The following is an 18,384-nucleotide window of genomic DNA, read 5'->3' on the forward strand; positions in this document are numbered from 1 at the left end:
TATCGCGCGCGCAGCCGCCAAGATACCTCCAGGCCTCTCCCCCAGAACATCGTCGGAGGACACCATGGGAACTACAATCACCTTCAAGCGCCCGGACGGCAAGGATGCATCGGGCTATCTCGCCAACGCCGCACGCGGCAACGCGCCGGGCGTGGTCGTGATTCAGGAATGGTGGGGTCTGTCGGACCAGATCAAGGGCCTGTGCGACCGCTTTGCGCTCGCCGGCTTCGATGCGCTGGCGCCCGATCTCTACAAGGGCAAGGTGGTGCCGTATCACGACACGGACGCGGCCGGCAAAGAGATGAACTCGCTCGACTTCATGGACGCCACCACGCAGACCGTGCGCGGCGCCACGCAGTACCTGTCGCGCAACGGCGCCAAGGTCGGCCTGACCGGCTTCTGCCTCGGCGGCGCCGTCACCATCATCGGCTCGGTGCATGTGCCGGAGCTCGCCGCCGGCGTCGTGTTCTACGGCATCCCGCCGGAGCAGGCGGCCAAGCCCGCCGACGTCAAGATCCCGCTGCAGGCCCATTTCGCCAACAAGGACGATTGGTGCACGCCGGAGCTGGTCAACGGTTTTGAAAAGGCCATGAAGGCCGCCGGCAAGTCGCTGGAGCTGTTCCGCTATGACGCCGAACACGCCTTCGTCAACGAGCAGCGCCAGGCCGTGCACGACCGCGAAGCCGCCGAGCTCGCCTGGGGCAGGGCGACGGAGTTTTTCCGCAAGCATTTGGGCTGATCACCCGTAGCCCGGATGGAGCGTAGCGTAATCCGGGACTCTCTCGTCGTGGCACCAACCCGGATTGCGCTCCGCTCCATCCGGGCTACGGCCGCCCAGCCGCCCTTGACGCCGTCCCCGCGCCATGGTGAGTATCCGCCCCATGAGCACCGCAGCCCGCCCATCCCGTCGTTGGTGGCGCACCTCCTAAGAGGTGGCCGGTGCGATTTATTTCCCCAAAATCGTCGAAGGTCGCCAGCACAGTGCGGCGGCCTGATCGTTTGTCCTGTGTGGCGTTCCCTCGGCAAGTTTCGTAAGAGGACCCCATGAACAGGACAGTCTTTGCCCTCCCGGCCAGAAGTGACTACGTCACCCGCGGCGGTCTCGCGATCACGCGCGTGGCCGAACAGTTTACCGGCGGCGCCAACAGGCTCGACGATCTCGTCAGCCTGCTCGACCGCCGCCGCGGCGTGGTGCTGTCCTCGGGCACAACTGTGCCGGGCCGCTACGAGAGCTTTGACCTCGGCTTCTCCGATCCACCGCTCAAGCTCGAAACCACTGGCGTCAATTTCAAGCTCGAAGCGCTCAACGCGCGTGGCGAGGTGCTGATCGCTTTCCTCGCTGACGTTCTGCGCGAGCCCTGCGTCGTGATCTCCGAGAAGACCGCCACGCGCCTTGCCGGCCATATCATCCGTGGCGCTGCGCCGATCGAGGAAGACCAGCGCACGCGGCGCGCCAGCGTGATGTCATTGGTGCGCGATCTCGTCGCCGCATTCTCCGCCAATGATGACGGGCTGCTCGGGCTGTTCGGCGCCTTCGCCTACGACCTGGTGTTCCAGATCGAGGACCTCGTGCAGAAGCGTCCGCGCGAGAATGATCAGCGCGACATCGTGCTCTACGTCCCCGATCGCCTGCTCGCCTATGACCGCGCCACAGGGCGGGGCGTCGTGCTCAGCTATGATTTCGCATGGAAGGGCAAGTCGACCGAAGGCTTGCCGCGCGAGACAGCCGAGAGCCCGTATCTGAAGACGGGGCGCCAGGGTTTTGCCGATCACGCCCCCGGCGAATATCAGGCCACCGTCGAGACCGCGCGCGCGGCCTTTGCCCGAGGTGATCTCTTTGAAGCCGTGCCGGGCCAGCTCTTCGCCGAGCCCTGCGATCGCTCTCCGGCCGAAGTGTTCCAGCGCCTCTGCGTCATCAACCCGTCGCCCTACGGTGCGCTGATGAATCTTGGCGACGGCGAGTTTCTTGTCTCCGCTTCGCCGGAAATGTTCGTGCGCTCCGACGGGCGGCGCGTCGAGACCTGTCCGATCTCAGGCACGATCGCGCGCGGCACCGATGCGATCGGCGATGCCGAGCAGATCCGTCAGCTCCTGAACTCGGAGAAGGACGAGTTCGAACTCAACATGTGCACCGACGTCGATCGCAACGACAAGGCGCGCGTCTGTGTCCCCGGCACGATCAAGGTCTTGGCGCGCCGGCAGATCGAGACCTACTCAAAGCTGTTCCACACCGTCGATCATGTCGAAGGCATGCTGCGCCCCGGTTTCGATGCGCTCGACGCTTTCCTCACCCATGCCTGGGCCGTCACCGTCACCGGCGCGCCAAAGCTCTGGGCGATGCAGTTCGTCGAGGATCACGAGCGTTCGCCGCGGCGTTGGTATGCCGGCGCGATCGGCGCAGTGAACTTCGATGGCAGCATCAACACCGGCCTCACCATCCGCACCATCCGCATGAAGGATGGTCTCGCTGAGGTCCGCGTCGGCGCCACCTGTCTGTTCGACTCCGATCCCGCCGCGGAAGATCGCGAATGCCAGGTGAAAGCCGCAGCGCTGTTCCAGGCGCTGCGCGGCGATCCGCCGAAGCCGCTGTCGGCGTTTGCGCCCGATGCCACCGGTTCGGGCAAGCGCGTGCTGCTGATCGACCACGACGACAGTTTCGTGCACATGCTCGCCGATTATTTCCGTCAAGTCGGCGCCAGCGTCACCGTGGTCCGCTATGTGCATGCGCTCGACATGCTCAAGCAGAAGAGGTGGGATTTGCTGGTGCTGTCGCCAGGCCCGGGCCGGCCGGAAGATTTCGGGATCAAGACAACCATCGACGCGGCGCTGGAGAACAAGCTGCCGGTGTTCGGCGTGTGTCTCGGCGTGCAGGCGATCGGCGAATATTTCGGCGGCGAGCTCGGCCAGCTCACCCATCCCGCGCACGGCCGGCCCTCGCGGGTGCAGGTGCGCGGCGGGCGCCTGATGCGCAATCTGCCGAACGAGATCGTGATCGGCCGCTATCATTCGCTCTTTGTCGAGCGCGACAGCATGCCGGAAGTTCTTGATGTCACTGCCAGCACCGAGGACGGTGTCGCCATGGCGCTCGAGCACAAGACCCTGCCGGTCGCCGGCGTGCAATTCCACCCGGAGTCGCTGATGTCGCTCGGCAACGAGGTGGGTTTACGAATTGTCGAGAACGCATTCCGGCTGAATGCGGGCGTCGATTGAGAGGCACCAATGACCTTTGACCACGACCTGAAGGCAAGCGTCCGCACCATCCCCGACTATCCCAAGCCGGGGATCATGTTCCGCGACATCACGACCTTGCTCGCGGATGCGCGCGCCTTTCGCCGCGCGGTCGACGAGCTCGTCAATCCCTGGGCCGGCAACAAGATCGACAAGGTCGCCGGCATGGAGGCGCGCGGCTTCATCATCGGCGGCGCGGTGGCGCATCAGCTCTCGGCCGGCTTCGTGCCGATCCGCAAGAAGGGCAAGCTGCCGCACACCACCGTGCGCATCGCCTATTCGCTGGAATACGGCATCGACGAGATGGAGATGCATGTCGATGCGATCCAGCCCGGCGAGCGCGTCATCCTGGTCGACGATCTCATCGCCACCGGCGGCACTGCCGAGGGTGCGGTGAAACTGCTGCGTCAGATCGGCGCGAACGTCGTCGCGGCCTGTTTCATCGTCGACCTGCCCGAGCTTGGAGGTGCCGCCAAGCTGCGCGCCATGGATATTCCGGTGCGCACGCTGATGACGTTCGACGGGCACTGAGCGATCGCTGCGATCGTCAGATCGCCTCCGCTTTCAGCTCGGCTCGCCAGTGCTCCCCGCGCTCCTTCAGCAGGGCATTCCTGACATAGCCGCTCTCCTCGTCCTCCAGCCGCTCGCATTCTCCGAACGTCAGACCGACCTCGCCATGCGCGTTCCAGGCCGCCTGGAGGCTGCGGCAGGGGTGGCTGCCCTGGCGCAGGGTGAACCAAATGCGGTTCTGGATGGTCTCGAGGTTCGGGGCTTGGCCGACCCAGGCTTCGCCCGAGGCCGCGCAGCGGACCACGTAGATGCCCGCAATGGTCTTCCGCTCCTTGTAGGCGGCGATGGCTGCTTTCCGGTCGATGCTCACGGGAGGGGCCTTGTTGAGGGACGCTGTAGCGTAGCCTCAGTAGCGGCATAGCCGTCGCGCGTCAATATTACCCGGATAAAATATTCAGGACCGTTGCAGGATCAGGCTGAGCTCGAGCTCGCGGAAGGCGAGGTAATTCCGCCGGACCCACTGGTGCAGCTCGGTCGAAGAGTCCTTCTCCTGGCGCAAATAGCCCGTGAAGGAGAAGTTCAGCCGGTCGATATAGGTCTTGAGGAAGCCGGGCAGCGCCGGCAGGCGGAACAGCCGGCCGCCGGCCATCGCGGGCGGCAACTCGCCGCGGATGATGAACTCGTTGTCGACGGTGATCAGGTTCATCCGCGGGATCTGCCCGCGCAGCATCTCGTGGGCGCGGGCCGAGACGCGATCGGTGTCGGCCACGAACAGGATCATCGGCGCGACATGCCGGCGTGCTGCTTCCTTGAGCAGGCCGATCTCGTCGGTCATCTTGAAGAACTCGTCGAAGGCGTGGAAGCCGAGGTCGATGACCTTGGCGAGCCCGTCGTCGACGATGACGCGGTCCATCAGCTGCATCTTGCCGTAGGTGTCGATCACATCAGCCGTTTCGGTGACCTTTGGCAGATAGTCGAGCAGCGACGGTTCCTTCAGATTGACGTCGAAGGCCGTGACGTTGCCGTTCTTGAGCAGCAGGAATTCGCTCAATAGCCGCGCCAGCAGCGTCTTGCCGACCTGCGGGCGGGGCGAGCAGATGATGTAGAGGGGTGTCGCTGGCATCACGGGCTATTATCTGAGCGAACTCACCGCCCAATCCAGCCGTATCTGCCCGGACTGCGCAACTATTTTTCGCTGCTGCGGCCGCCAGGCTTGGAGCCGACGATGTCGGTCAGGCGAATGCGGTCGAACTCGCTCCAGACGTTGGCGAGCCAATGCCGGACATAACCGCGCAGCACGAACGAATAGTTCGCGGCCTCGTCGTTGATGCCCTTGTTGGCAACGAATTTCAGGAACGGGACGGAGGAGACCTCGACCTGCTCATAGGCCATTTCGTTGAGCTTGGGGATGGTCAGCTCGGTCGCATCCTTGATGCGGTGGAAGTAGGAATTGTAGGTCGCCTGGTCCCACTGGAAGAACTGGGTATCGTTGATGAAATTCTTGACCAGGAAATATTTTGCGCCGGTCATGAAGCCCGCGGTCTCGGCGATCTCGTCCAGCGAGGCGATCGAGGGTCCCAGGATGTGGAACACCGCGAAGGTGATCTGGCCAGCCTTGGCGGCGTCGAGGAAACCGATGTCGCGCAGCGAGGCCAAAGCCGGCGAGAGCAGGCCGGCGCGGACGTCGATCACGGTCACCGACGGGCTCGTCGCATTGAGCGTATCGAAAATCTTCATCTGGTCCGACGTCGTCGTCATGTCGACGATCTCGGTGATGTCAGGGTGAAAGCGCTTCAGCGTGCCGCGCGGGGACTCCGTGTCGAAGGCGCGGGTCGGCACGTTGTTGGCGGAAAAATAATCGAGCAAGGTGCGCGATACGGTGGTCTTGCCGACCCCGCCCTTGTCCGCGCCCACCACAACCACTGCCGGCTTTGCCATTGCTGTCCCCTAACGCGCGCCCCCGATCGCGAGGTCGCAATCGGCCGGGCCCCAAATCGATGTCCCAAGGATGTCCCAAGTCTGCTGTTGGGCGCGAACATGGCAGAAACAAGGGAGAATTCAAATCTCTGGCACAGGCCAGCTGCAATTCCCGCAGTTTTTCCCATACGCAGTGAAACCGGCTTGAGGCGCGGCAGATCGCACGCTCAGTGGCGGCCCCACGGACCGATGGGATTGCCGATCGGACTGCCCAACGGATTGCCGCCTGCGGTTCCGGAAGGGCTTGGTGCAGGGACGGGCGGTGGCGTGGCCCGGCCGCCTGCATCGTTCCACGGACCCTGCGGTAGTGCCGGTGGGGCGTCCTGCTGATCAGCCTGTGCCTCGGGCTCGTCTGCGGCGGGCTGGTCCGTCTCATCGGCCGGTGGCGGCAGCGGACCGGGATCATGGCCGCCGGCGAATTTGACCAGCGCGTCGACGCGGGACTGCACCGAGGGGTGGGTCGCGAACAGATCTGAAAAGCCTTCGCGCGGATTGTCCAGGCACAGCTCCATCACCGCCGAGGTCGCACCCGGCAACTCGCCGCGGTTCTCAATCTTGCGCAGCGCCGAGATCATGGCATCCGGGTTTTTCGTCAGCTCGACCGAGCCTGCATCCGCCAGATATTCGCGCGAACGCGACAATGCGAGCTTGACGACCTGCGACACCAGCCAGGCCACCACGATCAGCACGACGGCGATGATGATGACCACGATTGCGCCGCCGCCGGAGCTCTTGCTGTCGCTCGACGACGAGGACGACCGCGACGACGAGGAGGAGCCCGACGACCACGATCCGCCGCCGGAGCTCCAGCTCAAATTCGTGAACAGGCGGAAGAACAATTCGCCGAAGAAGCCGACTACACCGGCGATGATCACGGCGACCACCATGAGCTGGACGTCGCCGTTCTTGATGTGGGTGAGCTCGTGGCCGAGCACAGCCTCGATCTCCTGGTCGTTCAGCGCCTTGAGGAGACCCGTGGTGACGGTGACCGCATATTGGCGCGGATTGAGGCCGGTCGCGAATGCGTTCAGCGCCGGGCTGTCCATGATCTTCAGCTTCGGCATGGTGATGCCGCGCGAGATGCAGAGATTTTCCAGCAGATTATAGAGCCGCGGCTGCTCCTGCCGGGTGACGTCATGGCCGCCGGTGACGGCGTCGATCATCGACTGGTGGAAGAAATAGGCGATGATGATCCAGGCGACCACAGCGATCGTCGCGATGGGCGCAGCCTTGAGCAGGTCGGTGAAGGCGCGGCTCAGATAATAGGCGACGGTCTGATTGCCGTTGATGACGACCTCGGCGACCAGCGCGCCGGCATAGACCAGCACATAGACCAGCGCGAACAGGCCGGCGAGCAATAGCATCGAACGAAATTTGTTCGAGGCGATGTGCGTGTAGAGACCATACGCGGCCATGACGCGTTGCCCTGCCGGCCTATCGGCTCAAAATCAGAACTTCACCTGAGGCGCGGCCTCGACCTCGGTACGGCTCGCGCCCAGATCGAAGAAGTCCTTCTTGGTGAAGCCGAACATGCCGGCGAACAGAGCGGCGGGCATCTGCTGGATGCCGGTGTTGTATTCCTGGACCGCGTTGTTGAAGAAACGGCGGCTCGCCGCGATCTTGTTCTCGATGTCGGAGAGCTCGGATGCGAGCTGCTGGAAATTGGCGTTGGCCTTGAGGTCGGGATAGGCCTCCGACAGCGCGATCAGGCGGCCGAGCGCGCCGGAGAGCTGGTTCTCGGCCGCGGACACCTGCGTCGGCCCCTGCGCCGACATCGCCGAGTTGCGCGCCTTGATGACGTCGTCGAGCGTGCCGCGCTCATGCGACGCATAACCCTTCACGGTCTCGACCAGGTTCGGGACTAGATCGTGGCGCTGCTTGAGCTGCACGTCGACATCGGCAAAGGCCTGGCCAACGCGCTGGCCCAGCGCCACCAGCCGGTTGTAGGCACTGAAGGCCAAGAACACGAGGACGACGATGACGCCGAGAACGATCCAGCCGGTCGACATGGAGAACTCCTGAAGGGAATTGGGGCGGACAGCGTAACCCAAAATGGGGCCGGGGGAGAGCCCCGCGCGGAGGGAAGGTAAGACTTGGTCGGATCGGGAGCCATCCGAGTTCAAGGCAAAAGCGCCGAACGGGGTTAACTTTCGGACAGAACGGCCTCACCCCAGCGCCAACGCCTTGCGTTCGCATACGCGGCCTTGTCGCGCCGCGCGACCTTGGCGAGTTCGACACCGTCCTCGGTGCAGAGCTTGGCCGTGATCTCGGCCTTGCCGACATCCGGCGGCGCCAGCACGCGCGCGGCGCGCGCTGCCGGCGGCGCGCGGGTCAGGGCGACATAGATGAAGCGTTCGTCCTCGAACGGCACCTCGGCGCCCTTGATCTGGCGGTGCGCTTGCGAGCGCGGCAGGCGCTGGTTGAAATGGCACCAGTCGGGCGCGACGAGCGGGCAGGGCTTTTCGTGCGGGCAGGGGGCGGCGACATAAGCGCCGGCCGCAATCAGCTGCTGGCGCAGCGCGAGGATGCGGGCGGTGCCGGCAGGTGTGCCGGGCTCGATTACGACCAGCGCGTGGCGCGCTTTTGCCCACATTGTCTCGGCGAGCTTGCGCTGGTCATTCTCGCCAAGCTCGCCGATGACGTAGCTCGCGACGACGAGATCGGCTTGCGCGACCTCGGCGAGATTTGTGGCGGCATCGCCCGGCAGATAACGGCAATCCGAGAGGCGCGAGCTATCCTGCACGAGCTCGAGCGCGAGCCGGCTCAGCGTGGCGTTGGCGTCGAGCAGTGTAAAATCCTGCAGCGAGGAGAACGCCTCCGCGGCGGCCCAGCTCGCGGTGCCCGGGCCCGCACCCACGTCGAGCAATGTTCTGGGAGCGAGGTCCGGCGCGATCTCGGTGAGCGCGCTCAGGCTTGCGGCGACGGCCGCGTAAGTCGCCGGCATGCGCGCCAGCGCGTAGGCGAGCGCATCGGCTTCCGACTTGATCGTGCCGGAGCCGCCGCCGGCGCGGTAGGTGGTCGAGATCTTCTGCGACCGCTGCGCAGCGTCAGTGCGCGAGAGGCCCTGCAACCTGGCGTCGAGGGCGGCCTTGAGTTCGGCGGGGAGGGTGGGTGAGATCATGGTTGCCTACCGTCATTCCGTGTTCTCGCTCCGCGAGCCCGGAATGACGGCAGAGATATCACGCCACGTTCTGGTCGAGAATGTCCACTGCCTCTTGCAGGTTCACCGAGACGAGCTGCGAGACGCCGCGCTCGGCCATGGTGACGCCGAACAGCCGGTTCATCCGCGCCATGGTGATCGGATTGTGCGTGATGATAACGAAGCGCGTGTCGGTCGAGGCGGTCATCTCGTTCAGCAGGTTGCAATAGCGCTCGACATTGTGGTCGTCGAGCGGTGCGTCGACTTCGTCCAGCACGCAGATCGGCGAGGGGTTCGTCAAGAACACCGCGAAGATCAGTGCCATCGCGGTCAGCGCCTGCTCGCCGCCCGAGAGCAGCGACAGCGTCTGCGGCTTCTTGCCCGGGGGTTTTGCGATGATTTCGAGACCGGCTTCCAGCGGGTCGTCGCTCTCGATCAGGTGCAGCGCGGCCTCGCCGCCGCCGAACAGCTCGACGAACAGGCGCTTGAAGTGGTTGTTGACGACTTCGAACGAGGTCAGGAGGCGCTCGCGCGCTTCCTTGTTGAGGCTCTGGATGCCCTGGCGCAGCCGCTTGATGGCCTCAACCAGGTCGTCGCGCTCGGTGACCAGGCCCGTGTGCTGGGCCTCGACCTCGCGCAGCTCTTCCTCGGCGCGCAGGTTCACTGCGCCCAGACGCTCGCGATCGCGGCGCATCTTTTCGAGGTCTTCCTCGATGTCGTGCAGCGGCGGCAGCTCCGCGCCCGGCTCAATCTCGGCGAGGCCGGCGACGGCCTGCGGCTCGACTTCGAGCATGTCGCGGATCTCGCGTTCGATGTCATCGAGCCGGCGCCGCGAACCTTCCATGCGCTCTTCGGCGCGGGCAGTGGCTTCGCGGGAGCTCGACAGCGCTTCGAGCGTCAGCTTCGCGGCGCGGTCGGTTTCCGCCATCAGGGTTTCGGCGGTGGCGAGCGCGTCGGCGGCCATGCGGCGGTCGTTCTCTGCGTACTCGATCTCGGTGATCAGCGCGCTGCGCTTCTCGGCGAACACGGCCGGCGCGTTTTCGAGATCGCTCCGCTCGATCGAGACCTCGGTGATGCGGGTCTGGATGGTGTCGATATGGGAGGCCGCGCTCTCCTTGCGGTTCTGCCACTCGGTGCGCTCGGCGAGGATCGCCTGGACGCGGCGATCGGCAAGCTCGGCCTCGCGCGCCAACGCCTGCGCCTCGGCGCGGACCTGGGCGGCTATGCGGCGATGGCCCTCGATGTCGCTGCGGACGGCGGCGAGACGGGTCTCGGTGTCCTCGCTCGACGGCAGCTCGCTGATGCCCGCCTCGGCGTATTCGTACGCGGCTTCGGCCTCGGCGCGGTCGGCGGCGAGACGGCTGTGCGCTTCCGACAGCGTCGCCTTGCGCGCGGCGTGGCGGCTGATCTCGCGCTCGGCGGCGGCGTGGCGCTCGCGCGCGACGTTCAGCTCGCGCTGCGCGGCACGCCAGGCTTCGCGGCTGGCGCCTTCGGTGCTAGCCGCCATTTGCAGCTCGGACTCGGCGTTCTCCAGCGCCTGACGCTTGATCTGCGCGTCGATGCGGGCCTGCTCCAGCTCGTTCTCGATGTCGACAAGGCGGGCGCGCTCGGCCAGGCGCCGCGCGGCGCCGGTCGGGGCGTGGGCGGCGGCAACAAAGCCGTCCCAGCGCCAGACGTCGCCTTCAGGCGAGACCAGCCGCTGGCCGGTCTTGAGCTGCGGCACCAGCTCGGCACCGCGCTCGCGCGGCACCACGCCGATCTGCGCCAGGCGGCGCGTCAGCTCGGCCGGGGCCTGCACGTGGTTGGCGAGCGGGGTGACGCCTTCGGGCAATTCCGGATCACCCTCGGTGACGCCTGCATTGGTCCAGCGCATCGGCGCCGAGGGATCGACCGGCGCATCGAGATCGTCGCCGAGTGCGGCGCCAATCGCCTTTTCAAAGCCCTTGTCGACGGTGATGCCGTCGATGATCGGCGGCCACAAATTTTTGGTCTCGCCGTTGACGATCTTTGAGATCGTGCGTGCTTCGGTATCGAGCCGCTGCACGCGCTTGTCGGCCTCATTGAGCGGCGAGCGCGAGGATTCCAGCGTCTGGCGCGCGGCGACATGCGCGGCTTCGCTCGCTTGGGCTGCGGCTTCCGAAGCGGCCAGCGTCTGCTCGGCGGTTTCGACCGTTGCGGTCAGCTCGTCGAGATCGCCGAAGCCACCGGTCTCGGCGGCGAGCTTCTGCTCTTCCGTGGCGACGTTCGTGATCTCCTGGTCGAGACGCGCAAGCTTGTCGCGGTGGGTGCGGACGTTGGCTTCGAGTTGATTGCGCTTGGCAGTGAGGTCGGCGAGCGCGGTGGTGAGCTCGGCGAACTGCTGCTCGGTTTCGGTCAGCACCGCCTCGGCTTCGCCGACGCGCTCGTCGACGCCGGAGCGCTTCTCGACGCGCGACTTGATCTCTTCCTTCAGCTCGGCATCTTCGCTGTCGAGCCGTTGCAGCGCGACGTCGGCGTCCATGGTCTGCTGCTGGGCGCGCGCGATGTCGCCTTCGAACTGGGCGAGGCGGCGCTCGAGCTCGGCGACGCGCTCCTTGGCGCGCTCTTCCTCGCGGTCGAGCAGTTCGCGGGCATTGGTCAGGCGCTGAAGACCCGCCGCGGCGCGCGCTTCGGCGTCTCGCCGCGCCGGCATTTCGGCGGCGCGGATCGCCTGGATGCGGGCGGCTTCGGCCTGATGCTGGGTGCGCTCGGCCATCTCGCGCACAGCGAGATCGTGGGTCTGGCCGGATTCGTTGACGTCGGCGTGAGCGCCGATCCAGCGCAGATGGAACAGCGTGGCTTCGGCCTTGCGGACCTTGGCCGCGACTTCGCGATAGCGCACCGCCTGGCGGGCCTGCTTCTTCAGGCCTTCCATCTGGCCTGCGAGCTGGCCGATCACGTCCTCGACGCGGGTGAGGTTGGTTTCGGCTGCCTTCAGCCGCAACTCGGCTTCGTGGCGGCGGGCGTGCAGACCGGCGACGCCGGCTGCGTCTTCCAGCACGCGGCGGCGCTGCTCGGGCTTGGCCTGGATGATTTCGCCGATCTTGCCCTGGTGGACGAGGGCCGGCGAACGCGCGCCGGTGGCGGCGTCCGCAAACAGGATCTGCACGTCACGGGCGCGGACGTCGCGGCCGTTGATGCGATAGACCGAGCCCGCTTCGCGCTCGATGCGGCGGGAGATTTCGAGCAGCTGGCTGTCGTTCATCGCCGCCGGCGCGGTGCGATCGGCATTGTCGATCGTCATCGTCACTTCGGCGTGGTTGCGCGCGGGACGGTTGCCGGAGCCGGCGAAGATCACCGCGTCCATGTCGGCGGCGCGCAGCGATTTGTACGAGGTCTCACCCATCGCCCAGCGCAGCGCCTCGACGAGATTCGACTTGCCGCAACCGTTGGGGCCGACCACACCGGTCAAGCCGGGCTCGATGACGAAGTCCGTGGGCTCAACGAAGGACTTGAAGCCGTGTAGGCGCAGGCGGGTGATTTTCATAAGCACGCATCTCTGTTGGCAGGCGCGAATCCCCCCTGCCGGGACAATACCATGGAAGGCAGTGTCGCTATCTGGGGCGAGTCGCGCAGGGCGCCTCATGCGGCGGACAATGGCCGCGGTGTGCCGCGAGGGCAACCTGCGAAAGCCGCTTTTCCCAAGGGATTTATGCCGGGAAAGATACGGCTTTTGAGATGCGAATCAGAGTCTTGACGCGCGAATCAGCTCTTCAGGAGCGGATTGATCTTCTTGGCGAACTCCTCGAACGAGGTCTCGCCCTTGATCTTCTCGCCGTTGATGAAGAACGTCGGCGTCGAATCGACCTTCAGAACGTCGCTGGCATATTTCTGGTCGGCGGCGATCTTGTCGAGCAGCGCCTGGTCCTTCAGGCAGGCTTCCACCTGCTGCTGGGTGAGGCCGGCCTGCTTGCCGATCCGCGTCAGCGTCTCGGTGGTGTTCTTCACAACCCAGTCGTTCTGCTGGCGGAACAGCATGTCGGTGACGGCAAAGTATTTCGGCGCGTCGCCATTGGCGATGCAGCGCGACAGCATCGAGCCGGCGGCGGCTTTGATGTCGAGCGGGAACTCGCGGAAGATGTAACGGATCTTGCCGGTGTCGATATATTCCGACTTGATCTTGGGGAACACCTGCTCGTTGAAGGCCGCGCAATGCGGGCAGGTCATCGAGGCGAATTCGGTGATGGTGACGGCGGCGTCCTTGGACCCGAGCACCATGTCGGGCAGTGACACCGGCTTGGCGACATCGCCAGCGGCCTGCGCCATTGCTTCTGAGATGAACCGCAGCGGCGAGAACCCGGCGACCGCGGCAAGCCCGGTCAGCGACAGCATCGTATTGAAGGCGCGGCGGGTGATGATCAAGGTCGGCTCCCGAATTGGCGTGGTCTCGCGCCCGAGGCTCCTATGAAGGTTCCCGGGCGGCCTGTCGCTAGCTTGAAACGTGGTGTGAGGCAATGGCGAGCGGCAGGGGCGGGTCCAGATTGGCCGCGAAATGAGGCTCAATTTCGCTTGATGGCGGCCCCGAGCCGCGCCAGTGCTGTCTTCAATTCTTCATCTTCGATATCCCCCAGGCTCTCCGCCTCCTTGGCGACGGCCTTGGGGTCCGGCGGGGCGGGCCGCACCGGGCGCCGGGGGCGCGACAGCGGGGCCTGGCGGAAGGCGAGCTTGCCGACCGCGCTCCAGCCAAAGAACCGGTTGACCCGCTCCAGGATCACGTCGGCCGAGTGCTGGATCTCCAGCGCCATCGGGCCTTCGACCCGCAGCACCAGCGTCGCCGGCTCCTGCGGCTGGCCCTCGACCGGCCGCGGCCATTGCATCTTGAGCGGCTCCGCATGGGCGGCGATCTCGGGCCCGGCAATCTGCTCCCACCGAGTCACCAGCTCGCGCGCCGCAAAGCCCTGCTTGGCATAGGCCTCGGCAAAGACGTCGTTGAGCAGGATCCCGAGCGGCTTGGCGCTGATGGGGCCGGGTTTGGGAGGGAATTTGGCCATGGGCCGTGTCCGCTACGCTGCCGCGCGAGGCCGGATGGCCTTGAGGTCGCGGTCGATCTCGCGCCGTCGCTGCATCAGATCGTAGTCCATCTGGAGCCCCAGAAAAAAGCCCTCCGACAGACCAAAATAGCGGGCAAGCCGCAGGTCCGTGTCGGCCGTGATGTCGCGCTTTCCCAGCACGATCTCGTTGATCCGCCGCGGCGGCACGCGCACCGCGCGCGCCAGCGCATTCTGGCTGAGTTCCATCGGCTTCAAGAACTCCTCGAGCAGGATCTCGCCGGGATGAGGATTGCGGAGGAGCCCGTTCCTAGCCGTGGTAGTCGACGATTTCGACATGTCTCGGTCCTCCGTCGTCCCAAACAAAACAGATGCGCCACTGATCATTGATCCGGATCGAATGCTGGCCGTGGCGGTCGGCCTTCAAGGCTTCGAGCCGGTTGCCCGGTGGAACCCTGAGATCGGTCAACACCCGCGCTTGATTGAGCAAACGCAGTTTTCGCAAGGCTGCATTCTGAATGTCGGGCGGTAGTTTCCTGCTTCGCCGCCCGGACCAGATCAACTCTGTCTCGGAATTGGCGAAGCTCTGGATCATGTTTGTGTATAACGCAAGGCGTTATAGTGCGCAACGGTCCGGTGGCGCTGGCCACAGGCGGAATCCTCCTTTAGGAAAGGCGAATGTCGTCCACGACCGCGCGCGAGAAGGAACGGAGCACGACGGCGAAAACGTCGTCGTCGGCTCGCCCCACATTGCTGCTCGCCTGGTACGATCGCCACCGCCGCAGGCTGCCCTGGCGCGCCGCGCCTGGTGAGACGTCGGATCCATATCGCGTCTGGCTGTCGGAGATCATGCTGCAGCAGACCACGGTGAAGGCGGTCGGGCCCTATTTCGAAAAGTTCGTCGCGCGCTGGCCGGATGTCACGGCGTTGGGGAACGCCTCGCAGGACGACGTGCTGCGGATGTGGGCCGGGCTCGGCTATTATTCGCGCGCACGCAATCTCTACGCCTGCGCGGTCGCGGTGACGCGCGAGCATGGCGGTGTCTTCCCCGATACGGAGGAGGGGCTGCGGGCGCTTCCGGGCATCGGGCCCTACACGGCAGCGGCGATTGCGGCGATCGCGTTCGATCGCCACACCATGCCGGTCGACGGCAATATCGAGCGCGTGGTATCGCGCCTGTATGCGGTCGAAGAGGAATTGCCGCAGGCAAAACTGCTGATCCAGCAACTGGCAGCGACGCTGCTCGCCAACTCCCGCGCCGGCGATAGTGCCCAGGCGCTGATGGATTTGGGCGCCTCGATCTGCACGCCGAAAAAGCCGGCCTGCTCGCTGTGCCCGCTGAATGAGGATTGCACGGCGCGCGCGCAGGGAACGCAGGAGGCGTTTCCGCGCAAGGCGCCGAAGAAGAGCGGAACGCTGCGGCGGGGTGCCGCCTTCGTCGTCACGCGCGGTGATGAGCTGCTGGTCCGCTCAAGGCCTGAGAAGGGTCTGCTCGGCGGCATGACCGAGGTGCCGGGCTCCGACTGGCGCGCCGGGCAAGAGGACGCGACGGCAAAGCAGCAGGCGCCGGAGCTAAAAGGGCTGTCGCGATGGCAGCGCCAGCTCGGCGTGGTCACCCACGTCTTCACGCATTTCCCGCTGGAACTCGTGGTCTACACCGCGAAGGCCGAGGCTCGCACGCGCGCGCCCGAGGGCATGCGCTGGGTTCCGATCGCGACCCTGGCCGAAGAGGCGCTGCCCAACGTCATGCGCAAGGTGATCGCGCACGCGCTGGACCTTTCATCGGGCCGATCGTCCTGACAATATGCTGGCAGCAGCGCTACGCTATCAGCGCGCGATACGGAGGCTGCCAATGGTCAAGACCGCGCTCGACGACTTCAAGAGACCGCCCTGCGCCGAGCTGTTGGGATGGCGGCTGCTCGATGCCCGTCCCGAGGACGGCTGGATAAAGCTCGGCTTCGAGGGCAAGCCTGAGTTCTGCAATCCCGCCGGCTTCATCCAGGGCGGCCTGCTCTCCGCCATGCTGGACGACACGATGGGCCCTGCCGTGCTGGTGATGAGCGAGGGCCGGCTCTACACCACGACCATCAGCATGACCGTGAATTTTCTGGCGCCTGCAAAGCCCGGCCCGATCATTGGCGAGGCAAAGGTGACGCAGCTCGGCAAGACCATTGCGTTCGTCGAGGCCAAGCTGATGGCGGAAGATGGCACGGTGCTGGCGACGGCAAGCGCGAGCGAGCGGCTGCTGGAGGCGGCCAGAGTGGTGGGCAAATAGCCGAGCCGCGCACTCCACTTCCCTTCTCCCTTGCGGGAGAAGGTGGCGCGTAGCGCCGGATGAGGGGTATCTCTCCGCGAATTCAGAGCCAGTTGACTCGCGGAGACATACCCCTCACCCAAGCGAGTTCGTGTCTACCAGCGGAGCTGCCCTCTCCCACAAGGGGCGAGGGCGCATTAACGCGCATCTCGTTTCTTGTGAGCGCTCACGCCCACCCGCTTCGCATCCCCACTCACAATCGGCGGCTTCGCGTTCAGCGCCTCCACCTGGAATCCCGCAACGCGTTTGTAGTTCGCGGCGATGTCTTCCAGCTCCCCTTGCGACAGCACGTCGGTGACGACCTCGAAGCCATCCGGCGCGCGTTCCTCGACGAGCTGCATCACCTGCTCCGGACCGTTCTTGCGGTTGAGCAGCGCGAGGTCGGTGGTCGCAGGCCGCCGTTCGGCTTCATAGGCGAGCAGCGCGGCGGTCGTCGGACCATGCGCCAAGATCTCGCGGGTGATGGTGCGGGCATCGAGGATCGCCTGCGAGGCGCCGTTCGAGCCGATTGGGTACATCGGATGCGCGGCATCGCCCATCAGCGTGACCTTGCCGAAGGTCCATTGCGACACCGGATCGCGATCGACCAGCGGATATTCGTAGGCGTGCGGGCAGTTCCTGATCAGGCCGGGCACGTCGAGCCAGTCGAACTGCCAGCTCTCGAACCAGGGCAAAAACTCCTCGCGCCGCGCGGTGCGGTTATAGTCCTCGCGGCGCCACTGATAGGTCGGCGGCATGTGGCGCTCGGCGACCCAGTTGATCAGATGGTTGCCAGCGGCATCCGGTTCTTTCGAGATCGGGTAGCAGACGAATTTCAAGATCTCGTGGCCGGCCATGATCATGGTGCGGCCGGTGAGGAAGGCCTTTGACGGCGTCACGCCGCGCCAGAGGATGCGGCCGTTCCAGATCGGCGGGCCCTCTTGCGGATAGAGCCTTTCTCGCGCGGCGGAATGGATTCCGTCGGCGGCGACCATGATGGCGCCGTCGTAAGTCCCGGCCGGTTTGCCGGTCGCCCTGTCGATGAACTCGGCGCGGATGCCGTTCGGCGTCTCGGTCCAGCCGGTCAGATGATGGCTGGTCGAAATATTGTCGCGGCCGAGCCGCTCGATTGCGGTGTCGAGCAGGAGTTGCTGCAGCGTGCCGCGATGGATCGAGAACTGCGGCCATTTGTAGCCGGCTTCCAGCCCGCGCGGCTCGCTCCAGATCGGCTTGCCGTGCTTGGAGAAATAGGCGAGCTCGCGGGTGCGCACGCCGCTGGCGTCGAGCTTGTCCATCAGCCCGAGCTCGATCAGCTCGCGCACCGCATGCGGCAGCACGTTGATGCCGACGCCGAGCGGCTTCAGCTCCGCGACGCTCTCGAACACTTTCACGGGAACGCCGATCCCGTGCAGGCTGAGCGCAAGCGTCAGCCCGCCGATGCCGCCGCCGGCGATGAGTACCGTCATGACCAAACCCCTCCGGTTGCGGGCGTCTTGGCATAGGCGGGCGGCGGTGGGCAACTGCGAAGAGCAAAGCACTGAGAACGCTGTGCTATGGACCTGGCGGCCCGCAGCCGCTAATTTCCAATTTTCCCATGAGGTCCGACATGCTCAAGCTCTACTACGCCACCGGCACCTGCGCGCTCGCCACCTATATGACCCTGGAGGAGGCCGGCGCCGACTACACGGCTGAACGGCTGAGCTTCAAGGATAATCAGCAGAACAGCCCGGACTACCTCGCGATCAATCCGAAGGGCCGCGTGCCGGCGCTGGTGACCGATCGCGGCGTCCTCACCGAGACGCCTGCGATGCTGGCCTATATCGCGCAGACCTTTCCCAAGGCGAAGCTCGCGCCGCTCGACGATCCCTTCGACTTCGCCCAGGTGCAGTCGTTCAACTCCTATCTCTGCTCGACCGCGCACATCAACCATGCCCACAAGATGCGCGGCGCGCGCTGGGCGACGCAGGAGAGCTCGTTCGCCGACATGAAGGCGATGGTGCCGAAGACCATGGGCGCCTGCTTCGCCTTGATCGAGCAGAAGATGTTCAGGGGACCCTGGGTGATGGGCGATCAGTTCACGGTCTGCGATCCCTACCTCCACACGCTCTCGCACTGGCTCGAAGGTGACAGCGTCGACATCAACGCCACGCCGAAGATCGCCGATCATTTCAAGCGCATGTCGGATAGGCCGGCCGTGCGCAAGGTGATGGACGCCCAGAAGGCGTGAGATC

General features: G+C 65.4%; 18 protein-coding genes. 6 read left to right on the plus strand and 12 right to left on the minus strand.

All coding sequences use genetic code 11. From position 1 onward, the window contains the following. The first annotated feature begins 64 nt into the window (after nucleotides 1-64). The 3 genes from V1280_RS38960 (at nucleotide 65) to V1280_RS38970 (ending at nucleotide 3,759) form a co-directional block, all read left to right on the plus strand. Nucleotides 65-739 (plus strand): dienelactone hydrolase family protein, encoded by a 675-nt coding sequence (locus tag V1280_RS38960; protein WP_334535895.1) that lies wholly within the window; start codon nucleotides 65-67, stop codon nucleotides 737-739. A 305-nt stretch (nucleotides 740-1,044) separates the two neighbouring features. After that, on the plus strand, nucleotides 1,045-3,210 hold the full coding sequence (locus V1280_RS38965; RefSeq protein WP_334535896.1) for an anthranilate synthase component I: 2,166 nt from the start codon (nucleotides 1,045-1,047) through the stop codon (nucleotides 3,208-3,210). Nucleotides 3,211-3,219: 9 nt separating this feature from the next. After that, nucleotides 3,220-3,759: an adenine phosphoribosyltransferase gene (locus V1280_RS38970; RefSeq protein WP_148771844.1), complete on the plus strand. Its 540-nt coding sequence runs from the start codon at nucleotides 3,220-3,222 to the stop codon at nucleotides 3,757-3,759. 16 nt (nucleotides 3,760-3,775) lie between these two features. On the opposite strand, the gene V1280_RS38975 is transcribed toward V1280_RS38970, so the two are convergent. From V1280_RS38975 to V1280_RS39025, 11 genes are all read right to left on the minus strand, one after another. Next, on the minus strand, nucleotides 3,776-4,108 hold the full coding sequence (locus V1280_RS38975; protein ID WP_334535897.1) for a GIY-YIG nuclease family protein: 333 nt from the start codon (nucleotides 4,106-4,108) through the stop codon (nucleotides 3,776-3,778). 84 nt (nucleotides 4,109-4,192) lie between these two features. Beyond that, a complete protein-coding gene (locus V1280_RS38980) occupies nucleotides 4,193-4,861 on the minus strand; it encodes a hypothetical protein (protein ID WP_334535898.1) in 669 nt (222 codons plus the stop codon). A gap of 62 nt (nucleotides 4,862-4,923) precedes the next feature. Continuing rightward, entirely contained in the window at nucleotides 4,924-5,676 is a 753-nt protein-coding gene (locus V1280_RS38985) for a hypothetical protein (RefSeq protein ID WP_334535899.1), read from the minus strand. A gap of 206 nt (nucleotides 5,677-5,882) precedes the next feature. Continuing rightward, nucleotides 5,883-7,130, minus strand: coding sequence for a M48 family metallopeptidase (locus V1280_RS38990; RefSeq protein WP_334535900.1), 1,248 nt, complete (start codon nucleotides 7,128-7,130; stop codon nucleotides 5,883-5,885). 33 nt (nucleotides 7,131-7,163) lie between these two features. Next, nucleotides 7,164-7,724, minus strand: coding sequence for a LemA family protein (locus V1280_RS38995; RefSeq protein WP_334535901.1), 561 nt, complete (start codon nucleotides 7,722-7,724; stop codon nucleotides 7,164-7,166). A gap of 134 nt (nucleotides 7,725-7,858) precedes the next feature. Beyond that, nucleotides 7,859-8,836, minus strand: coding sequence for a small ribosomal subunit Rsm22 family protein (locus tag V1280_RS39000; protein ID WP_334535902.1), 978 nt, complete (start codon nucleotides 8,834-8,836; stop codon nucleotides 7,859-7,861). A gap of 58 nt (nucleotides 8,837-8,894) precedes the next feature. Then, on the minus strand, nucleotides 8,895-12,359 hold the full coding sequence (gene smc / locus V1280_RS39005; protein WP_334535903.1) for a chromosome segregation protein SMC: 3,465 nt from the start codon (nucleotides 12,357-12,359) through the stop codon (nucleotides 8,895-8,897). A gap of 218 nt (nucleotides 12,360-12,577) precedes the next feature. Then, nucleotides 12,578-13,234, minus strand: coding sequence for a DsbA family protein (locus V1280_RS39010; protein ID WP_334535904.1), 657 nt, complete (start codon nucleotides 13,232-13,234; stop codon nucleotides 12,578-12,580). Nucleotides 13,235-13,371: 137 nt separating this feature from the next. After that, entirely contained in the window at nucleotides 13,372-13,863 is a 492-nt protein-coding gene (locus tag V1280_RS39015; protein ID WP_148771853.1) for a DUF721 domain-containing protein, read from the minus strand. Between the two features lie 12 nt (nucleotides 13,864-13,875). Further along, nucleotides 13,876-14,199 (minus strand): HigA family addiction module antitoxin, encoded by a 324-nt coding sequence (locus V1280_RS39020; protein WP_334535905.1) that lies wholly within the window; start codon nucleotides 14,197-14,199, stop codon nucleotides 13,876-13,878. Further along, on the minus strand, nucleotides 14,171-14,455 hold the full coding sequence (locus tag V1280_RS39025) for a type II toxin-antitoxin system RelE/ParE family toxin (protein WP_334535906.1): 285 nt from the start codon (nucleotides 14,453-14,455) through the stop codon (nucleotides 14,171-14,173). The genes V1280_RS39020 and V1280_RS39025 overlap by 29 nt, the downstream gene beginning before the upstream one ends. 83 nt (nucleotides 14,456-14,538) lie before the next feature. On the opposite strand from V1280_RS39025, the gene mutY reads away from it, so the two are divergent. After that, nucleotides 14,539-15,660 (plus strand): A/G-specific adenine glycosylase, encoded by a 1,122-nt coding sequence (gene mutY, locus V1280_RS39030; protein WP_334535907.1) that lies wholly within the window; start codon nucleotides 14,539-14,541, stop codon nucleotides 15,658-15,660. A 52-nt stretch (nucleotides 15,661-15,712) separates the two neighbouring features. Then, nucleotides 15,713-16,135: a PaaI family thioesterase gene (locus V1280_RS39035; protein WP_334535908.1), complete on the plus strand. Its 423-nt coding sequence runs from the start codon at nucleotides 15,713-15,715 to the stop codon at nucleotides 16,133-16,135. Nucleotides 16,136-16,311: 176 nt separating this feature from the next. Here the strand turns inward: V1280_RS39035 and V1280_RS39040 are convergent, their stop codons facing one another. Further along, entirely contained in the window at nucleotides 16,312-17,619 is a 1,308-nt protein-coding gene (locus tag V1280_RS39040; RefSeq protein WP_334535909.1) for a flavin-dependent oxidoreductase, read from the minus strand. A gap of 140 nt (nucleotides 17,620-17,759) precedes the next feature. Between V1280_RS39040 and V1280_RS39045 the strand changes: the two genes are divergently transcribed. Next, a complete protein-coding gene (locus tag V1280_RS39045) occupies nucleotides 17,760-18,380 on the plus strand; it encodes a glutathione S-transferase family protein (protein WP_334535910.1) in 621 nt (206 codons plus the stop codon). The last annotated feature ends 4 nt before the right edge of the window (nucleotides 18,381-18,384 follow it).

It is taken from the genome of Bradyrhizobium sp. AZCC 2230 (assembly GCF_036924495.1).
Taxonomy (GTDB): domain Bacteria; phylum Pseudomonadota; class Alphaproteobacteria; order Rhizobiales; family Xanthobacteraceae; genus Bradyrhizobium; species Bradyrhizobium rifense.

Bases quoted from the DNA above. Each gene is read 5' to 3' on its own strand.
- V1280_RS39015 (WP_148771853.1), bottom strand. From the start codon at position 13,863: ATGGCCAAATTCCCTCCCAAACCCGGCCCCATCAGCGCCAAGCCGCTC.
- V1280_RS38960 (WP_334535895.1), top strand. From the start codon at position 65: ATGGGAACTACAATCACCTTCAAGCGCCCGGACGGCAAGGATGCATCG.
- V1280_RS39020 (WP_334535905.1), bottom strand. From the start codon at position 14,199: ATGTCGAAATCGTCGACTACCACGGCTAGGAACGGGCTCCTCCGCAAT.
- V1280_RS38990 (WP_334535900.1), bottom strand. From the start codon at position 7,130: ATGGCCGCGTATGGTCTCTACACGCACATCGCCTCGAACAAATTTCGT.
- V1280_RS38970 (WP_148771844.1), top strand. From the start codon at position 3,220: ATGACCTTTGACCACGACCTGAAGGCAAGCGTCCGCACCATCCCCGAC.
- mutY (WP_334535907.1), top strand. From the start codon at position 14,539: ATGTCGTCCACGACCGCGCGCGAGAAGGAACGGAGCACGACGGCGAAA.
- V1280_RS39000 (WP_334535902.1), bottom strand. From the start codon at position 8,836: ATGATCTCACCCACCCTCCCCGCCGAACTCAAGGCCGCCCTCGACGCC.
- smc (WP_334535903.1), bottom strand. From the start codon at position 12,359: ATGAAAATCACCCGCCTGCGCCTACACGGCTTCAAGTCCTTCGTTGAG.
- V1280_RS38995 (WP_334535901.1), bottom strand. From the start codon at position 7,724: ATGTCGACCGGCTGGATCGTTCTCGGCGTCATCGTCGTCCTCGTGTTC.
- V1280_RS39040 (WP_334535909.1), bottom strand. From the start codon at position 17,619: ATGACGGTACTCATCGCCGGCGGCGGCATCGGCGGGCTGACGCTTGCG.
- V1280_RS38980 (WP_334535898.1), bottom strand. From the start codon at position 4,861: ATGCCAGCGACACCCCTCTACATCATCTGCTCGCCCCGCCCGCAGGTC.
- V1280_RS38985 (WP_334535899.1), bottom strand. From the start codon at position 5,676: ATGGCAAAGCCGGCAGTGGTTGTGGTGGGCGCGGACAAGGGCGGGGTC.
- V1280_RS39025 (WP_334535906.1), bottom strand. From the start codon at position 14,455: ATGATCCAGAGCTTCGCCAATTCCGAGACAGAGTTGATCTGGTCCGGG.
- V1280_RS38965 (WP_334535896.1), top strand. From the start codon at position 1,045: ATGAACAGGACAGTCTTTGCCCTCCCGGCCAGAAGTGACTACGTCACC.
- V1280_RS39035 (WP_334535908.1), top strand. From the start codon at position 15,713: ATGGTCAAGACCGCGCTCGACGACTTCAAGAGACCGCCCTGCGCCGAG.
- V1280_RS39045 (WP_334535910.1), top strand. From the start codon at position 17,760: ATGCTCAAGCTCTACTACGCCACCGGCACCTGCGCGCTCGCCACCTAT.